19 protein-coding genes are annotated in these 18,148 nt (G+C 60.6%); 2 read left to right on the forward strand and 17 right to left on the reverse strand.

The window, feature by feature from the left end; translation table 11 throughout:
• Positions 1 to 77 precede the first annotated feature (77 nt).
• From FJ443_RS24845 to ccoN, 15 genes are all read right to left on the reverse strand, one after another.
• Positions 78 to 1,355 carry a cytochrome c gene (locus FJ443_RS24845; protein ID WP_140522822.1) on the reverse strand — a complete coding sequence of 426 codons (1,278 nt, stop codon included), beginning with the start codon at positions 1,353 to 1,355 and terminating at the stop codon, positions 78 to 80.
• 9 nt (positions 1,356 to 1,364) lie between these two features.
• Positions 1,365 to 2,075: a c-type cytochrome gene (locus FJ443_RS24850; protein WP_140522820.1), complete on the reverse strand. Its 711-nt coding sequence runs from the start codon at positions 2,073 to 2,075 to the stop codon at positions 1,365 to 1,367.
• A gap of 308 nt (positions 2,076 to 2,383) precedes the next feature.
• A complete protein-coding gene (locus FJ443_RS24855; protein WP_140522818.1) occupies positions 2,384 to 2,725 on the reverse strand; it encodes a DUF982 domain-containing protein in 342 nt (113 codons plus the stop codon).
• A 177-nt stretch (positions 2,726 to 2,902) separates the two neighbouring features.
• Positions 2,903 to 3,160, reverse strand: a complete 258-nt coding sequence (locus tag FJ443_RS31295) for a hypothetical protein (protein ID WP_181165394.1) — start codon at positions 3,158 to 3,160, stop codon at positions 2,903 to 2,905.
• 122 nt (positions 3,161 to 3,282) lie between these two features.
• Positions 3,283 to 3,660, reverse strand: a complete 378-nt coding sequence (locus tag FJ443_RS31460) for a hypothetical protein (protein ID WP_140522814.1) — start codon at positions 3,658 to 3,660, stop codon at positions 3,283 to 3,285.
• Positions 3,661 to 4,545: 885 nt separating this feature from the next.
• Entirely contained in the window at positions 4,546 to 5,415 is an 870-nt protein-coding gene (locus FJ443_RS24875; protein ID WP_140522812.1) for an SUMF1/EgtB/PvdO family nonheme iron enzyme, read from the reverse strand.
• Between the two features lie 53 nt (positions 5,416 to 5,468).
• Positions 5,469 to 6,575 (reverse strand): copper-containing nitrite reductase, encoded by a 1,107-nt coding sequence (gene nirK, locus FJ443_RS24880; RefSeq protein WP_140522810.1) that lies wholly within the window; start codon positions 6,573 to 6,575, stop codon positions 5,469 to 5,471.
• A gap of 207 nt (positions 6,576 to 6,782) precedes the next feature.
• Positions 6,783 to 6,938 carry a cbb3-type cytochrome oxidase assembly protein CcoS gene (gene ccoS / locus FJ443_RS24885; protein WP_140522808.1) on the reverse strand — a complete coding sequence of 52 codons (156 nt, stop codon included), beginning with the start codon at positions 6,936 to 6,938 and terminating at the stop codon, positions 6,783 to 6,785.
• Positions 6,938 to 9,223, reverse strand: a complete 2,286-nt coding sequence (locus FJ443_RS24890; protein ID WP_140522806.1) for a cation-translocating P-type ATPase — start codon at positions 9,221 to 9,223, stop codon at positions 6,938 to 6,940. Before FJ443_RS24890 ends, ccoS begins: the two co-directional genes overlap by 1 nt.
• Positions 9,198 to 9,716: a FixH family protein gene (locus FJ443_RS24895; protein WP_140522804.1), complete on the reverse strand. Its 519-nt coding sequence runs from the start codon at positions 9,714 to 9,716 to the stop codon at positions 9,198 to 9,200. Before FJ443_RS24895 ends, FJ443_RS24890 begins: the two co-directional genes overlap by 26 nt.
• The gene (gene ccoG / locus FJ443_RS24900) at positions 9,713 to 11,272 is read right to left on the reverse strand and encodes a cytochrome c oxidase accessory protein CcoG (RefSeq protein WP_140522802.1); all 1,560 of its coding nucleotides are present in this window, start codon (positions 11,270 to 11,272) and stop codon (positions 9,713 to 9,715) included. Before ccoG ends, FJ443_RS24895 begins: the two co-directional genes overlap by 4 nt.
• A 173-nt stretch (positions 11,273 to 11,445) precedes the next feature.
• Positions 11,446 to 12,309: a cytochrome-c oxidase, cbb3-type subunit III gene (gene ccoP, locus FJ443_RS24905; RefSeq protein ID WP_140522800.1), complete on the reverse strand. Its 864-nt coding sequence runs from the start codon at positions 12,307 to 12,309 to the stop codon at positions 11,446 to 11,448.
• A 2-nt stretch (positions 12,310 to 12,311) separates the two neighbouring features.
• Positions 12,312 to 12,461, reverse strand: coding sequence for a cbb3-type cytochrome c oxidase subunit 3 (locus FJ443_RS24910; protein ID WP_140522798.1), 150 nt, complete (start codon positions 12,459 to 12,461; stop codon positions 12,312 to 12,314).
• Between the two features lie 11 nt (positions 12,462 to 12,472).
• Positions 12,473 to 13,204 carry a cytochrome-c oxidase, cbb3-type subunit II gene (ccoO, locus tag FJ443_RS24915; protein WP_140522795.1) on the reverse strand — a complete coding sequence of 244 codons (732 nt, stop codon included), beginning with the start codon at positions 13,202 to 13,204 and terminating at the stop codon, positions 12,473 to 12,475.
• Positions 13,205 to 13,215: 11 nt separating this feature from the next.
• Complete coding sequence (gene ccoN / locus FJ443_RS24920; protein ID WP_140666178.1) at positions 13,216 to 14,826, reverse strand: cytochrome-c oxidase, cbb3-type subunit I; 1,611 nt, start codon at positions 14,824 to 14,826, stop codon at positions 13,216 to 13,218.
• Between the two features lie 144 nt (positions 14,827 to 14,970).
• Between ccoN and FJ443_RS24925 the strand changes: the two genes are divergently transcribed.
• Positions 14,971 to 15,468, forward strand: a complete 498-nt coding sequence (locus FJ443_RS24925; RefSeq protein WP_319023035.1) for a hemerythrin domain-containing protein — start codon at positions 14,971 to 14,973, stop codon at positions 15,466 to 15,468.
• Positions 15,469 to 15,470: 2 nt separating this feature from the next.
• Here the strand turns inward: FJ443_RS24925 and FJ443_RS24930 are convergent, their stop codons facing one another.
• Complete coding sequence (locus tag FJ443_RS24930) at positions 15,471 to 16,199, reverse strand: Crp/Fnr family transcriptional regulator (RefSeq protein ID WP_140522791.1); 729 nt, start codon at positions 16,197 to 16,199, stop codon at positions 15,471 to 15,473.
• Between the two features lie 160 nt (positions 16,200 to 16,359).
• Here FJ443_RS24930 and hemN point away from each other — a divergent pair, with 160 nt between their 5' ends.
• Positions 16,360 to 17,709, forward strand: a complete 1,350-nt coding sequence (gene hemN, locus FJ443_RS24935) for an oxygen-independent coproporphyrinogen III oxidase (RefSeq protein WP_140522789.1) — start codon at positions 16,360 to 16,362, stop codon at positions 17,707 to 17,709.
• A gap of 46 nt (positions 17,710 to 17,755) precedes the next feature.
• On the opposite strand, the gene FJ443_RS24940 is transcribed toward hemN, so the two are convergent.
• A complete protein-coding gene (locus tag FJ443_RS24940; RefSeq protein ID WP_140522787.1) occupies positions 17,756 to 18,115 on the reverse strand; it encodes a DUF779 domain-containing protein in 360 nt (119 codons plus the stop codon).
• Between the last annotated feature and the right edge of the window lie 33 nt (positions 18,116 to 18,148).

Raw genomic sequence — 18,148 nt, forward strand, 5'->3', positions numbered from 1 at the left:
ATCGTAATATCCGCTCCAGTGCCTCCTTTTCGGATCCGGCTGCGCCTGTCGGCTCATCAGAGTTGATCATCCGGCCCTCAATTCAATGTCGCAGAGCGCAGCTGGTTTGCTTCCGACGGGCTGATCGCTGCTCCCCGATTGCCCCACGAGGTGCGGACATAAGTGACTACCGCCGCCACCTCGTTGTCTGACAAAGTGCCGGCAAACGGAGGCATGCCATACGGCATCGGATTGCCGGCGGTGCCGGGAGGATAACCGCCATTCAGTACCATCCGGATCGCGTTCACCGCCGACTGCATCTGGATGGACTGGTTGCCGGCCAATGGCGGGTAATGTGGCGGAGCCCCTTCGCCTCGCGCGCCGTGGCAGCTTGCGCATCGTTGATCGTACACCGTTTTGCCAAGGCTTATCAGCAGGCTTCCTTCGCTCGGCGGCACGGAAGGTTTAGCGACATCGGGGGCGCTGTCCTGAGCGATGCTCTTCAAGTAGACGGCCATTGCGCGCGTGTCTTCGTCGCTGAGATACTGGAGGCTGTTGTAAACGACTTCGGCCATCGGCCCGTAGACCGCGCCCCTGTTCGAGACCCCGGTGCGCAGCAGATCGGAAATGTCCTTGATGCTCCAGTCGCCGAGCCCCGCTTCCTTGTTCGAGGTGAGGGATGGGGCATACCAGTTCTGCATCGGGATAAGACCGCCCTTGAAGGCGTCGGACTGAGAGTTGCCTCCAAGGGCGTTGATCGGCGTATGGCACATGCCGCAGTGCCCGAGCCCCTCGACGAGGTAGGCGCCGCGATTCCACTCCTGCGACTTGCTTGGATCGGGCTGATATTCGCCTTCGGTAAAGAACAAGGTACGCCAGCCAAGGATTAGTGATCGGTTGTTGTATGGAAAACTGAGGTCATGGGGCCGGTTTCGCTGTTTCACCGCTTCGACAGACTTGAGATAGGCGTAAATCGCGTCGCTGTCTTCCCGGGTCACCTTGGTGTAGGAGGCGAACGGCATTGCCGGATAGATCAATCCCCCATCCCGTGAACGCCCGGTATGCATCATCCTGTAAAACTCGTCGGCCGTCCATTGGCCGATACCGGTCTCAGGATCCGGTGTGATGTTGGAAGTGTAGAGTGTGCCGAAGGGGGTGAGCATGGCGCGGCCGCCTGAAAACAACTTGCCTTCGGGCGCCGTATGGCAGGCGATGCAATCTCCGGCACGTGCCAGATACTCGCCTTTGAGAATAGTGGCCGCCGGGTTTGTCAATGTCCGTTCTTGCGCCCAGGCGGCGTCGTCCAGCTTGAGGGCGGCAAACGAAACCGCGCCTGAAAACGCCAGGAGGCCGACGAGAACTTTGGGCTTCAGCATAGCGTCCTCTCAGTTCGGCTGGCTTCCACAATCGAAGGGCAATGTGAAGGTGCCTTTCGGGGCTGGCGCGGCATTCGGCGGGGCCGGCAGGGAAGACAGCCACGCCGCCACGGATCTCACATCATCTTCCGTAAGGTGCCCTGCCACGACTTGCATGCAATCAGGAGCAGTCGCCGTCCGGGTCCCGTAGCGCCAGGCGCCGAGCTGAGCGCTTACATAGGCTGGGCGCAGACCAAGAAGGCCGGGAATTGCAGGCTCCATGCCCGTAAGCGAAGGGCCGTGACAGCTCGCGCACGCAGGTATGGAGCGCGCTGAGTCACCATGTGTCACCAGTTCCTTGCCATGCATCAAAGCGTCTTGCGAGACGTCGGGGGGCGCGGCAACAGGCAAGGCCGGCCGTTGGTCGGCAAAATAGTCCGCCATCTTCTTGAGATAGGACTGCGGCAGGAATTCGAGCAAGTAGTTCATCGGCGGATAATGGCGCCGTCCCGCTCTGAACGCGAGCAACTGATTATAGAGATATCCGGATGGCTTGCCCGCCAGTCGCGGGAAATAGACGTCGCTGGTGCCCTTGCCTTTGTCGCCATGACAAATGGTGCAGGCCTGCACGCGAGCTTCCATTGTGTCTGGAGCGTTGTTTGGCGGATTGTCTTGCGAAAGTGCGGAGACGGAGGTGAGCAACAGAGACGCAACAACAGCGAGCGGAATTGGGTTGCTCATACCTAAGCTCCATCGGCCTGGCTGAGACCATAACCAAGACAGCAAGGATATGGAACCCCCGCAGCGGCAACTCGCTTGTTTTCACAGACATGAGCTGATGGGCCACGGAAATTGCCGCAAACGGGTCGAGGAGCGCGTTGGAGAGGACGAGACGAAGCAGATGGAGCTTGAGCCGGAAAGGTAGCCTGAACCGCAGTGTTTGGCAGAAACGCGGGGTCGGAAACGGGCGGGGCAGCTTGGGGTTTCTCCAGGCGATTTCTGGGGCATCGACGCGTATTGTCAGCCAGACCGAAGGATCCTAGCTCATACTAACCCGCTTGAACCGGCAACTCCATGCGGAACCATTCTGCGCCGTACAGGTTGCTTTTGCAGAGTGTTCGATTCCCCGAGGATGCAGCCGCTTGAGGCCCGTTGTCCGTCCCTCCGGCAGCGGGCCTTCCTTGCTCAGTCAGCCCCCTAATGGGGCACCTCGGAATTTCCCCTCCTCGATAGCAGCCAGCTTGAAGCACTCTCGAGCCTTCCTGAGGTGTCGCTTGGCCAGCCAGAGCGGCCCAGCAAGCGCGCACCGCTTGTTTCCACTTAGGGCCACGCTTACTCCACTGAAGGAGATGCTCGGCGGCAGCCTCTACGCTGCTGACCATGTACGTCATGCCTGACGGGTTGCCGCTGACGGGACCGGTGGGGTGAACCAGTGGGTGGCCATCAAGGTGGCCATCAGCTGACGCTCCGATAGGAGAGCCTGCGTTTGAGTTCAGAGGCGTTCAGGAGCATCACGAGGTCCGTCGCGTAAGGTGACCTCAAGGCCGACCGCTGGGTGACCCTCGGGTTCAGCGGGTTTCCCGGTCTTTTGGTCGACCACCGTCCACCCCTTGGGGTCTCTTTTCCGTTCGTACCTTGGGGCCATGAGACCATTCGCTGTATTTCCGTCTCAGTTCTTCGAGCAGGGACCGATGCTCCTGGGGGAGATCGTGGTCTATCCGCAGCCCCAGCAACTGGCGAAGGTGGCGGCGGAACGCCTCTGTCTTGATCCACCGGCGAACAAGGTGGGCTATGGCCTGCTGCCGGGCTTTGTCGAGTTCTGCCATGGTCGGTCTGCACGAGTAGTTCAGCACCGAACTCCGGGTGCCCTGGATGGTTCCCAAGGCCAGAAAGCGCCCGAGAGCCCTGAGCTTCGTCATTCAGGCTAAACTGACGCCGGCAGGGACAACTACTTGCTGATGATCCAATCCACCAAGCCAACTTCGACCGGCACGCACCCGACGTATTCGAGTACCAGGCTCTTAGCCAGATCGCGCCATTGACACTCGGGCGCGTTCGTTCCCGAGACCAAATCTCGGAACACAGCGCGGAGAATATCGGCATCGAACGCTGAGATGGTAAGGGGAGCCGGGTCTGCATCTTCCCAAGGTCGGACGGTGTCATCGTTCTGGGACTGGTGAAGCCGTCTCAGAAGGTCGTGTGATGCCGTGGTTACGCTTCGGGTATGATTAATATCGCGCCGAAATGCGGCTCTTTCAGCAAAGGAGCGATGCCGCAGCAGGAAGGTGGCTTCGATGGCCGCGCGCGATGTCTGTATGCGCTGCAAGCATGGGGCTTCCTCCCCCTCGAAAGGATTTATTTACTCCCTGTTGAACGGACCCCACAAAGCAAATCAACACCCGAACCAAAGCGGCCGGGAATGTTTGAGCGCGAAGGATCAATCAAGCGTTGCCAAGCGTTCGCTTGCGATCAACCGCGTTCAAGACGGCCACCAAATCCTCGGCAAATTTCGGGACGCTTATGTGGTTCCTTACTCATGGAGGTCGAAGAGGACGAGCTTTTCACCTATTGACGCAAGGTGAACCACCCTCGTTCATCGGCGGAAGGATCGTTCCGAGTTTCACGCGCAACTGGCTCGTCCGCCAAGACACGACCGGCTGCCGACACAATTTGCCCAACTCGACATCGTGGCAATAGTCATCTCGGCCGTCGCGCTGGGCACGTGGTCGACCGCTCATGACGACAGCGCCTCAGGACTGTTTATGGCCGTGGCCGCTATCCGCCAGGCGTGGCGACCGTGGGCTGCGCTGGTCCTCCATCTTGCATGGGCCTCGTGCCGGTTGAAGTTGCCTTCATTTCGGCGCCGATCTTCTTTCCTGCCATGGTGCCGACCGCTGCCGGGCTATGCGCGCTCGGAACGGGTGCGGTGGGCGCTTTGACACCTGCTCTGATGACCAGCGCTCGGGCACACTGGGCGAGAGTTCAAAGCTGGAAATGGCGCCTTTGTTCATCTTCGTAGCCGTCCTTCTTGCGGGATCACTGGGAATTCTGATCGCCTTCGTCCCCAACTGGAGCGGCGGGTGCTGGCCGGATGGCGGCTTTTGCCGGCTTTATCCTGATCTATCGAACAGCATAGATGAGGCCAAAGACACCGTGAGCCCGGAGCAGCAATCGACCGACGAAACCAGAACGCAGCACTTGCTCCTGACTGTCAGGTAATGCCGAGATAGCTAAGGAAACGGTTGGCCCATCCACGATGCCCTCGCACCAGTCTGAATCCCAGATTGTCGGGGGGCAAGCCGACGGCGCAGCCTCCGCTTTTTCCGTCACTTACGAAATTCGACATATAGGCTCTGTGAAGGCCTTCAAGGACATGGACGCCACAATTGTCGACCGCGCTCACAACCCCGCTTCCGTCTTCGGCCAGCGTCGTGCGGACATAACAGGTCGAAGTCCACTCCCACACGTTGCCGGAAAAGTCGGCCAAGCCACGCGAATTCACACCAAAGGAACCCCGGCTCCTGGGCAACGGGTCCGGTTTGCGATTGAGGTCAAGCTCTGCCTGGTAGCTGGTGAGCCAACGCCTGGCAGGGTTGTTGGCATCGTTTTCGACACCTTCGAATTCGCCTGCAAACCGCTCAGCTGCCGCAAATGCCCATTCCTCGTCGGTGGGCAGCCGCCATTGGTCACCTGTTGCTTCTGAATACCACCGGGCGTAGGCAACGGCGTCGAGATAGCTCACTGTCGTTGCGGGTGCGTCATGCGGGATTGAGCGGGTCTCCTCCGCCGGCCGACAGGCCCCAGCCGACACGCAATCCGTATAGTCGGCTGCGCTGACCTGATAAGTCATGATCTCAAGCGGACCGTTGAGTTGCTGCTCGACCTTGGGATTGGTTTGCGGTCGTCCGTTCTTCAGGAACTCGCCGGGCATCGGATAGGTGATCGAACCGGGGAACAGGCTAACCGTTGTGGCAATGGCGTGGGGCTGTCGCTGGCCATCGGCGGCCTGTATCGAGAGTCCTACCGCTACCGCTGCGGCCACCACGGCCATTGGCACGAGCTTCAGGATGAAAGCCGACATAGTTCTTGTCCAAGCCCGGACAGGATCACTGTCCGGGCAAATGCGAGGGCCGTTCAGTTCATGGCGACGGGTTTGGGCGCTTCCACCTGCGTCATGAGGTCGTCGTTCCAATCGCCCTCGACCTTGAAGTGAGCGGTCGCTCCGAGCTCCACGGCCTCGATCAGATTGTGATTGACGTAGGCGTAGACGCCCGGCTGCAGGAAGGTGTAGAGCGCCGAGCCCGCGGAACCACCACGAATGAACCAGGTTTCCAGATCCTTGGCCGGCGGGTTGGCGAATTTACCCTGTTCCCAGACGTAATCGCCATGGCCGCCGATCAGATGCGGCCGCGTATCGCGGTTGGCCTGTGAGTGGACGATCAGCACGGTTTCGCCGACCTTCGACTTCATGGCGTTGTCGCCGGTGAGCGATCCGACCTTGCCGTTGAACACCACATGCGTGGGAATGAGCCCGCGCATCACCTTGACGGTGTCATCGTAGGCGTCGCCGGCGGATTCGTAGCTCTTGAAGTTGCCCTTCTCGTCGCGCGGGATATAGAAGTCACTCTCGCCCACGTAGAAGATCTTGTCGTACTTGACCGGTTCGCCCTTGTCGTTCCTCAAGCCGTCGCGCGGCAGCACCATGACCGCGCCGTTCATCCCAGACACGACATGCCAGGGGATCATCGCGCCGCCAGGGGCGCAGTGATAGATAAACGTTCCCGTCCGCGTCGCCTTGAAGCGCAGGGTCACCTGTTCGCCGGGGTTGATCAGCGTGAGCTCGCCGCCACCCAGAGCGCCGGTTGCGGCGTGGAAGTCGATGTTGTGGGCAAGCGAATTGGTTTCAGGATTGATGAGCGTCAGCTCGAGGTAGTCGTCCTGGTGCACGACCATCAGCGGGCCGGGGATCGAGCCGTTGTAGGTCATCGCGTTGAGCTTTGTGCCGTCGGCATCAATGACGATCGGCTTTTCTTCGATTGTCATGGTGAACTCGACGATCTTCGGTCCGCCCTTGGCAATCTGGTCATGCGAATGCACAAAAGGCGGCGCAACGAGCATGATCTTTTCGCGGGGCAGCCCCCGCACCTCTGCCTTTGTAACCGTTGCCGACAATGCGGGCAGCGCCGCAACGGCGGCAGCGCCAAACGCTGCTCCGAAGAGGGCTTCGCGTCGCGTAATCATGTCAATCTCCTGTCTCTCGACCATTGTGGATGAGGAGAAACTACCTGACCTGACCTAGCGTTTCTTTGCGTTGGCGCAAATTGGTGATGTTAATCGCGGAAACAACAGCTCGGAACGCAGCGATCTTATGTGTCACTATTTGAAGTGGAGAATTTTGGCGTCGCCGTTTTCTGCAAGGATGCGCCGTCACGGGCCACTTCTTGAATATCAGCGGCCGCTTTTATCTTCCGTATCGATCAGAATCCGTTCGGCGGCTCCGTCGAGATCTTCGTACTGGCCAGTTTTCAAAGCCCACAGGAAGCCCCCCAGGCCAAGCGCTCCAAGAAACAGCGCGACAGGTATGAGGTAGGTCAGTGTGGTCATTACGGTCCGACCCGTTCGTTGGAGTTGGACAGCCTATCGTGGCGAATATCGCTGGCCGGTGAGATTGGTTTCGACGATCGCAGTCGCAGCGCATTGCCGATGACAAGCAGCGATGAGGCGGACATGGCGATCGCCGCTATCAAGGGCGTAACGTGGCCAAGGATGGCGATCGGTACCGCGACCGCATTATAGACGATCGCGATGGCGATGTTTTGCCGGATCAGGCTTCCTGCCTTCCGCGAGATGTCCAGCGCGAGAGGCACGGCCAGAAGACTTTCGCGCAGGAAAACGAAATCCGCTGCATTCCGGCCGATATCGGCGGCGCTGGCCGGTGCGATCGAGACATGGGCCGCGCTCAGCGCCGGCGTATCGTTGAGCCCGTCGCCAACCATCAGAACCTTGTGCCCATCTCTCGCCAGACTCTCGATGCGTTCGACCTTGCCGGACGGCAGCAGGCAGGGAACGAAGTTATCGACACCCAGCACGTCCGCAACCTCGGCGCAGGCTTTAGCGGTATCGCCCGACAGCATTTCCACCGATACCCCGGCATCGTCCAACCGTTGGACGGCCGCTCTGGCGTGGGCGCGCAGCGCATCCTCGAAAACGAAGGATGCGGCAATCATGCCATTTTTCGTCAGCACCGTTCCGCCGTAGCCGTATTTGCCTTCGCCGCCAGTGCGAGCCTTCCAGCCGGCCCATCCGCGTCGACCCAAACGCCAGATGGTTCCGGCGTCGGTGGCTTCGATCCCGAAACCTGGTTGCTCGGTCACCGCATCGAATTTGTGCTGCCGGCTCGAAATGGCAAAGCCGGCTATGGCCTTTGAAAATGGATGACGGGAATGTGCGGCCAAGTCGGCTGCGATCGCCAGCATGCCTGGATCGATCGACGAAGCGTTGACCAGCCGGGGCCGGCCAAGGGTCAACGTGCCGGTCTTGTCGAACACCGTCGTGTCGATTGTCGCCAGGCGTTCCATGGCCGAACCATCCTTGACCATGATGCCGTTCTCGAACAGGCGTCGTGCTGCGACCACCTGAACGATCGGCACGGCGAGGCCGAGCGCGCATGGACATGTGATGATGAGAACCGCGATGGCGATCGTCACGGCCCGGTGCCAGTCGCCGGTCCCCGCCATCCAGCCCAGGAATGTCAAGAAGGCGGTGAGATGAACCACCGGGGCGTAGAGCGCCGAGACGCGATCGGCGACGCGGCGATAGCGCGCGCGACCGCCCTCGGCGGCCTCCATCAGCCGGACCATTTCCGCCAGGAACGAATCCTTTGCGGCGGCTGTCGCCTGAATCATCAGCGGGCCGGTAAGATTGAGCACGCCGGCCTGTACTGCTTCGCCCGGCGCCACGTTTTTCGGCGTGCTTTCGCCCGAGGCCAGCGAGCAGTCGAAATCCGACGTTCCCTGGATGATCTTGCCGTCGACGGGGATCCTCTCGCCGGCTGCGATCAACAATCGCATGCCTGGTTCGATCTCGCCGACCGGCAAATAGTCGCGCGCGCCGTCGCCGCGCAGCACCATGGCGCCACGCGCGGCCAGCTGAGACAGGCCTTTCACGGCAGTCCGGGCACGCTCCCGCATCACATGATCCAGCGTGCGTCCGATCAAAAGGAAGAACAGCAGCGATACCGACGCGTCGAAATAGGCGTGGTCGCCATGATTGACCGTCTCATAGAGGCTCATGGCGTAGGCGAGCGAAACACCGACCGCGATGGGCACGTCCATGTTCATGCGACCATGGCGCAGAGCATTCCAGGCCGAACGGAAGAAGATGCCGCCGGCAAAGGCGAGGGCAGGAATGGCGATCAACGCCGAGACCCAGTGAAACAGGTCGCGGGTAGCACCTTCGGCGCCGGACCAGACCGAAACCGAAAGCAGCATGATGTTGCCCGCCGCAAAGCCGGCAACAGCGACTGCGCGGATCAGTTCGGCAAGCGTCTTGTCCTTGTCGTCGATCTCGGGTGCGAACAGATGCGCCTCGTAGCCCAGCCTGCCAAGCGCGGCGACGAAGGGTGGCACCTCGTCTCCACGCCACCGGACCGCGACCCGTTTCGTCGACAGGTTGACGCGCGCGCTTTCGACGTGATCGAGCCTTCCAAGTGCCGCTTCGATCGTCTGGATGCAGGCGGCGCAATGAACCGTCGGCACTGAAAGGTCGGTCTGCCGAAGATCGTCGCCAAGCGATCGGCTCGCCAACCTGATCTCCTGGCTGGATGGCAGGACCGATGTGGCGCCGTTCAGATCTAGCGCCATTTCAGCGCCCGGTGCACAGCAGCTCACTGCAGCCTCCATGAGAAATCATGATCCTGCGGACGTCGCGATAGGGTCGTGCCTGGCCGGCATCGGCGTCGACTTCGACGATCCAGACACCGTCCTTCGGCATATGCTGCGCTGCGAATTCCTGGCCGGAGGCAAGCGCGAGCGTGACGGACTCGTCCTCTTTCTCGTAGGCGGGATGACGAAACAGCACCTTGACGCCGTGCAGAGGAACCGGCTTGCCGGCTGCGTCGGAGAGGCCGTAGCGGACTTCGCCCCATGCGATGGTCAGCTTGCCGGTCCAACCGAGCGCTGCTTGGGCGCGGCCGGCCTCGGCCTCCTTGTTGAATTGCTGGCTGGCCACATAGGTGTTTTCGACGACGAGGCCGGTCCAACTCGTATTGGCGAGCGTGGCCATGGTCAGGTTGACCGCGATGACCACCCCGAAAAAGGTGAGAATGATGGCCAGCATGTGCCTGCCGGTGAATTCGCGAGGCTTTTGGGCATTGGCGGTCATTTGGCGGCCTCTGGCGCGTTGAATGTGGCGGTGTACTCGTTCGACTCGAAGCTCGCCTTGTCCTCGACACGGAGCTTGAAGGTCTGGGCCGGGGCGTGGATCTGGTCCGCCGGCTGGCGAACGAAGACCTTCAACGTTTTCAGGCGGTCGGGTTCGACCGGGACGGCGAAAGACCGGCCGGCCGGGATGTCGTCGCCGACGACGACCATGTCGGCACCCTCCAGGCCCTGCATGGTGACGGCGATGGTCCTTGGCTCAGGGATCATGTTGAGCAGCTTGACGGTATAGCCGTTGCGGATGGAACCATCGGATAGCGTGACGAATTGCGGATTGCGGTCATGCAGCACGTTCAGCTCAAGCCGATTGCGCGTCAGCAGCGAATAGAGCAGGCCCAGCCCGATCAGCGACCACAGGCCCATGTAGACGTAGGTGCGCGGCCGGAAGATCTTGCGAATGTGAAAATGCGCCACCTGATCGGAGAAGGTGCCGACGGCAGTCCTGACCAGCGACGGATTGATTGAACTGGAGCCGCCTGCGGTCGCCAGCATCATGTTGGCGTTGTAGTCGGAGAGCGTCGCGTAGGAGATCAGCCCGCGCTCCTTGCCGAGCTTGTCCATGACGCCGTCACAGGCGTCGATACACAGCGCGCAGGTAATGCATTCGAGCTGCTGGCCGTCGCGAATGTCGATCCCCATTGGGCATACCGCAACGCAGGCATTGCAGTCGACGCAGTCGCCGACGGACTGCCCTGCGGCTTGCACCTTCTTGGCGTGACGCGAGCGCGGTTCGCCGCGCCAGTCATTGTAGGTGACGGTGAGCGAATTCTCGTCGAGCATGGCTGCCTGGATGCGCGGCCATGGGCACATATAGGTGCAGACCTGTTCGCGCATCAGGCCGCCGAACGTGTAGGTGGTCGCCGTCAACACGGCGATGGTGATGTAGGCGACAGGCGCGGCGGTACCGGTGAAAAGCTCGCCCACAAGTGTCGGTGCATCAGCGAAATAGAAAATCCAGGCGCCGCCGGTCGCCGCACCGATGACCAGCCAGACGGCGTGCTTCGATACGCGCAGCATCAGCTTGCGGGCGGTCCAGGGACCATCGTCAAGTTTCATGCGGGCGTTGCGGTCCCCCTCGATCGCACGTTCGATGACAAGGAACAGATCGACCCATACGGTCTGCGGACATGCATAGCCGCACCAGGCACGGCCGACAGTCGAGGTAATCAGGAAAAGTCCAACGCCGGCCATGACAAGAAGGCCGGCCACATAGTAGAATTCCTGGGGCCATATCTCGACAAAGAAAAAGTAAAAGCGCCGATTGGCGAGATCGAGCAGCACGGCCTGGTCCGGGGCAAATGGACCGCGGTCCCAACGCAGCCACGGCGTCAGGTAGTAGATGCCAAGCGTGATCGCCATCACCAGCCATTTGAAGCGGCGAAAGTTGCCTGAGGCGCGCTTTGGGAAAATTTTCTTGCGCGCAGCGTAAAGGGGCTGACGGGTCTTGGCGGAATTGACCGCCTCGGCTTCCAGCCGTTCTATCTGCGTCTTGTCCAGCACGAGTATCTCCACTTGCGCGCAGACCGTGACTTTGAGTGCGCTGGACAACCTTGCCGCGGCATGGACAGACCCGCGTTGATGCAGGTCAATCGAGGAATGCCGAAAAAATTGAGGCCCGGACTGGCCGGGCCGCGTCGCTCAGGCGGCGAAGGGCAGGAAAGAGGGCCCCCGACCTATTCCCCGCCGCCGAGCGAATGGATGTAGACCGCCAACTCCTTGACCTTGGTCTCGCCGAGACGCGCGCCCCACGCTGGCATCACGCCCTGCTTCGGTGCGCGAACCTGGTCGGCGATTGCCGTTTCGCCCGACCCGTAGAGCCAGATCGCGTCGGTCAGGTCGGGCGCGCCGAGCTCCCTGTTGCCTTTCGCATTGTCGCCGTGACAAGCGACGCAGTTTTCGGCGAAGACCTTGGCGCCGAGTTGAATAAGAGTTGCATCGCGGACCTTGCCGGACAGGCTGGCGACGTAGGCGCTGACCTGGGAGATCTGGTCGGCGGTGATGATGTCGCCGAAGGCCGGCATTTCCGACAGGCGCGTGTCCGGATCTGAAGCGAAGCGGATGCCGTGCGTGATCGTCTGCTGGATCTGCTCGGCCTTGCCGCCCCACAGCCAGTCGTCGTCGTTGAGGTTGGGAAAGCCCTTGGAACCCTGGGCGCCGGAGCCGTGGCACTGCGTGCAGTTAACCTTGAATGCGGCGCCGCCGGCCGCGACCGCGAATTCCCGCAAGACATCGTCCGCGGCGATTTCGGAGATGCTTTTCGACTCCACCGCCGCGACGTACTTGCCCTTCGCTGCTTCCGCCGCCGCCAGCTCGTTCTTGACGTCATTGCGGCTCGAATAGCCGAGAACACCCGTTGTCGCCGAGTGCAGCAGCGGCCATGCCGGATAGGCGATGGTGTAGCCGATCGCCCACACGATGGTGACGTAGAACGTTGTGACCCACCAGCGCGGAAGCGGGTTGTTCAGCTCCCTGATGCCGTCCCATTCGTGACCGGTGGTTGAGACGCCAGAGATTTCATCGATGTGCTCGTCGCTCATGATCACTCGTCCTCAAGGGGAATCCGGGCAGCTTCGTCGGCCAGCTTGCGGCTGCCAGGGCGCAGGGCAAAGACAATTGCTCCGACAAAGAAGAGTGCCATGGCGACCAGACCCCAGCTGTCAGCAAACTCCCGCATCAAATTGTAATCCATGGATAAACTCCTCAACGGTAGCCGGCGGCTTCGTCGTAGTTCTTGAAGTCGACCAAGGTCCCGAGCATCTGGAGATAGGCAACCAGGGCATCCATTTCGGTCACCTCCTGCGGATTGCCGTCGAGGTCACCGACCTTGGCTTTGGGATAGCGCTTCTCGAGGCCGGACGTGTCGGCATTCGGGTCGGCCTGCGCCTTCAAATCGGCATTGGCGTTGGCGATCATGTCGTCCGAGTAAGGGACACCAACGCGCGCGTTCGCAACCAGGTGCGTCGAGAAGTTCTTCACCTCGATCTGCGCGTCCTTCAGAAAGGCATAGCTCGGCATGACCGATTCCGGGACGACCGAGCGGGGGTCGGCAAGGTGCGCGACGTGCCAGGCATTCGAATAGCGGTCACCGACGCGGGCGAGATCCGGCCCGGTGCGTTTGGATCCCCACTGGAAGGGGTGGTCGTACATCGACTCCGCAGCCAGGCTGTAGTGGCCGTAGCGCTCGACTTCGTCGCGGAACGGCCTGATCATCTGGCTGTGGCAGAGGTAGCAGCCTTCGCGCACATAGATGTTGCGCCCGACAAGTTCGAGCGGCGAGTAGGGGCGCATGCCTTCCACCTTCTCGATCGTGTTGTCGAGATAGAAGAGCGGTGCGATTTCAACGATGCCGCCGATTGTCACAACAAGAAGGGAGCCCACAAGAAGAAGCGTGGCGTTCTTCTCGATTAGTGCATGTCTATCCATCAAGCCCATGTTCTGGCTCCTTATTCGGCAGGCTGAAGGGCGGGAACGGAGCCAGGCATCGGTTGCTCCTCGCGCTGGTGGCCGAGGATGGTCATGGCGATGTTCCAGGCCATGACCAGGGCGCCCGAGAGGTACATGGCGCCACCGATGGCGCGCATGACGTAGTAGGGGTGCATGGCTGCGACCGTTTCGGCGAAGGAGTAGACCAGGAAGCCCTGCTCGTCGTATTCGCGCCACATCAGGCCCTGCATGATGCCGGACACCCACATGACCGCGGCGTAGACGACGATCCCCAGGGTCGCCAGCCAGAAGTGCCAGGTAACCAGCCGCAGTGAATAGAGCCGGTTACGGTTCCAGAGCTTCGGCACCATGTAGTAGATCGCGCCGAACGAGATCATGCCGACCCAGCCGAGCGCACCGGAGTGCACGTGACCAATGGTCCAGTCGGTATAATGCGATAGCGAGTTGACCGCCTTGATCGACATCATCGGGCCTTCGAAGGTCGACATGCCGTAGAAGGCGATGGCCATCACCATCATACGGATGATCGGGTCGGTGCGCAGCTTGTCCCAGGCGCCGGACAGCGTCATCAGACCATTGATCATGCCGCCCCAGGACGGCATCCACAGCATGATCGAGAACACCATGCCGAGCGTCTGCGCCCAGTCGGGCAGGGCGGTGTAGTGCAGGTGATGCGGCCCGGCCCAGATGTAGAGAAAGATGATCGCCCAGAAATGGATGATCGAAAGCCGGTAGGAATAGACTGGCCGGTTCGCCTGCTTGGGCACGAAATAATACATCATGCCGAGGAAGCCGGCGGTGAGAAAGAAGCCGACCGCGTTGTGGCCGTACCACCATTGCGTCAGCGCATCCTGGACCCCCGAAAAGGCGGAGTAACTCTTGGAACCGAGCAAAGAGGCCGGCATCGAAAGGTTGTTGACCACATGCAGCATCGCGATGGTCACGATGAAGGACAGGTAGAACCAGTTGGCGACGTAGATGTGCGGTTCCTTACGCTTCAGGATCGTGCCAAGGAACAGGATGAGGTAAGCGACCCAGACGATAGTCAGCCAGATGTCCACGTACCATTCGGGTTCGGCGTATTCGCGGCTCTCGGTGATGCCGAGCAAGTAGCCTGTCGCGGCCATTACGATGAAAAGCTGGTAGCCCCAAAAGACGAACCATGCGAGATCGCCGCCAAACAGGCGGGCGCGGCAAGTGCGTTGCACGACGTACAATGAGGTGCACAGCAGCGCATTACCGCCGAAGGCGAAGACGACCCCGGAAGTGTGCAGCGGCCGCAAGCGGCCGAAATTGAACCAAGGCTGAATGTTGAGATCGGGGTAGGCCAGCTGCAGCGCGATAACCACGCCGACCAGCATGCCAACCACGCCCCAGAACATTGTGGCGATGGCCCCGTAGCGGATCGGACCGTCCGTGTAGGCGGAAGGGTCGATCGGTGCGGTCACTTCGAAGCTTGAGTTGCGAATGAGGATGGCGACAAAACCGAGCAGCACGAAGAACAGCACCCACATGTGCTGCCGGAATGGCTGGTCCACGCCGAAGCCGGCGGCCACCAAAGCCGCGAATGTAAAAAGGCTCAACGCGAAGATTTGTGTGCCGAACTTCATGACATATCCCCGACCTCGGATTCCCTGCGCGGGCGCCAATCCGCGGCAACACCAATTCCGCAGCCGGCACGTCGCCGCCTTGATCCATGTCAAAGTCATTTGCATTTGGAGTGGGCAGGCTTGGTCCTGCGAACGATCAGGAGATTGCCGTTGAACTCGCAGACAGCAGGGGGACCATTTCCGCCGCATGCAGCCGGCAAAAATTCGATACCGACAGCGTTTGCTGCGGTGATGAAACGTGCACACCTAGAAAAACTGCAGCTCTGCGACGTCTTGGAAAGGATCGCGGACACGTTGCCCAAGGTCGACACGTTGGCGTGCCTGAGCGTAGCCAACGCAATCGTTCCGCTGTTGCGCGACAGTCATCGATACGAAGAGACGGTCATCTTTCCCGCCTACGAGGCCGCGTTGGCCAGCAGTGATGCCGACCTTGGTTCAGCAAGGCGATTGAGCGCCGAGCATATCGAGGACGAGTGCTTTGCCGGTGAGGTGACCGAAATGTTGCTGGCGATCGGCCACGGCAAGACGATCGACAACGCCGAGGCGGTTGGGTTCATGCTGCGCGGTTTCTTCGAAAGCCTGCGCCGGCATATCGCCTTCGAGCGCGAGCATGTCCTGCCGATGATCGGGTTTGTCGATTGAGCCTAGGCGCCGGAGCGGCTCTGCAGCCGATTCAAGCTATCGACACTAACATGCCGATTGTTCTCGATGCGGATCACGCCATCTGATCGCAGCCGGCTCAGCTGACGGCTGACAGTCTCGATCGTCAGGCCGAGGAAATCGGCGATGTCGGCGCGGGTCAAAGGCAGGTCGAAACGTGTCGACTGGGCGGTCGGATCAAGCGTGGGGTCGATGTTCTTGGCGATCATGAGAAGGAAGCTCGCCACCTTTTCCGAAGCACTCTTGCGGCCCAGCATCACCATCCAGTCGCGGGCATCATCGAGTTCGTTCAGCGTCTGCTTGAAGAGACGATGCTCCAGTCCCGGCGATTGCTTCATCATCCGTTCGATGACGGCCCTTGGAAACGAGCACAGGGAGACCGCGGTTGCGGCTTCGGCGTTGATCGCGCTTTCCACCTTGAAGGGCCGGCCCAGAAAATCGGGAGCAAATTGAAGCCCGACAATCTGCTGGCGTCCGTCCGAAAGGCTCTTCGTCAGCTTGACCACGCCGGAAAGCACATTCGCGTAACTGTCGATGGCCTCGGCATCACCGATCAATTCCACGCCCGCTTCAACGGTATGCTTCGATGAGGTCTTGGCGAGGCCCACCAGTTGGTCCGGATCGAGCGCGCCGCAAACGCCATGATGCCGCGCTTCGCATGACTGGCAAAGCACGGGAATGCCGGCGCTATGTACATCCTGACGCACTGTCATCGTGGTCGTCCGCGAACCCAAAGTACTGGCAGGATATAGTATCGGCCCGAGAAATCCGTTGCGGCAGTTTGTCCGCGGCGAGATATCATTGACCGAGATCAAGGCTGCCATTGTCCGATGTGAGCAGGATCGTGCAATACACATCGGAGCAGATATCGAGATGCGGCCAGAATTAATTGCCAGGCTTGGTGAAAACGTGCCGCGTTATACGAGCTACCCGACGGCGCCGCATTTTCATCCGGGCGTCGATGCCGCCGTTTGTCGCGACTGGCTGAAGGCGCTCAACAAGGGCGACGAGATCTCGCTCTATCTGCACATCCCTTATTGCGACAAGCTTTGCTGGTTCTGTGCGTGCCACACCAAGCAGACACGCCATTACGAACCGGTCACCAAATATCTGAGATCACTGCATGCGGAGATCGCCACCGTCTCAAGTCTCGCCGGAGGCAAGGGCCGGGTACGTGCCGTCCATTTCGGTGGCGGCTCACCGACGATGCTCAAACCACAGGACATGGTCGCGCTGGGAGCCGTTCTGCGCAACTGCTTCTCATTTCTTCCCGGCGCCAAGATCAGCGTCGAAATCGAACCCAACGATATGGACGAAGCCCGCCTCGACGCACTTGCCGAAATCGGCATGACGAGGGCGAGCCTCGGGGTCCAGGATTTCGATCCGAAGGTGCAGAAGGCCATCAATCGCGAACAGACCTTCTTGCAGACCAAGACAGTCGTCGACGGCGTTCGGTCACGCGGCGTCGAGTCGGTCAACCTGGACCTGCTTTACGGCTTGCCGCACCAGACCAGGGAGAGTGTCTTGTCCACTGTCATGCAGGCGCTGACGCTCGAACCCGATCGGATCGCCCTTTTTGGCTATGCCCATGTGCCATGGTTCAAGAAACATCAGACAATGATCGACGAGGCCTGGTTGCCAGGCCCGGAGGAGCGGTTCGCTCAATCGCAACTGGCAGCTCGCGCCATACTCGACCAGGGATACGAAGCAATCGGGCTCGACCATTTCGCCAAACCGGGCGATGCGCTGGCGCTTGCTGCGCACGCGGGGATGTTGCGTCGTAACTTTCAGGGCTACACCGAGGATCGCTGCGAAACCTTGATCGGCCTCGGCCCGTCATCCATCAGCCAATTCCGGCAAGGCTATGTACAGAACATGCCTTCGACCGCCGAGTATGGCCGCATGGTGGATGACGGTGGGTTGGCTGCGGTCCGCGGAATTGCTTTGTCCGACGACGACCGCGCTCGCGGGTGGATCATCGAGCGGCTGATGTGCGATTCCGGCTTTTCAGCGATCGACCTGGTCGAGCGCTTTGGCGAAGCTGGCCAAAGGCTTCTCGGCAGAGCGAGTTCCACCGCCCTTCTTGACCCTGCCCGGTTGCTTGAACTTGACGGTGACCGCTTCGTCGTGCCGTTGGAAAGCCGCCCCTTTGTCAGAAGCGTCGCGGCGAAGTTCGACAAGTATTTCGAAACCGGCAAGGCGAGGCATTCCGTGGCGGTCTGAACATCGGCTGCGGTCAGAAATGCTCGCCCAAATCGTATGGAAAGGCCTACATCCCGATCTGGACAGCGCAGATCGTCGACCGCGTCAGGAACCGCTTCTCCCTTCCGTTGTCCAGCGAGAACATGCCGCCTCGGCTTGGCACCACGTCGATAATGAGATCGTTATGCTTCCAGGCCTCGAATTGCGATGCGCCGATGTAGAACGGCGCATCACCGATATGGCCGAGCAAGACATCGCGATCGCCGACGATCAATTCGTCCAGCGGATAGCACATCGGCGAAGAGCCGTCGCAGCAGCCGCCGGATTGATGGAACAGCACTGGACCGTGCTCGGCAACGATCTCCGCGATCAGTTCAAGCGCTGCCGGCGTTGCCGTGACCTGGTATGCATTAGGTTTTCGATCCAGCTTGGGGCGCGGTCCCCTGCGGAGCCGCGCCCT

Source organism: Mesorhizobium sp. B2-6-1 (assembly GCF_006440475.1).
Classification (GTDB): Bacteria; Pseudomonadota; Alphaproteobacteria; order Rhizobiales; family Rhizobiaceae; genus Mesorhizobium.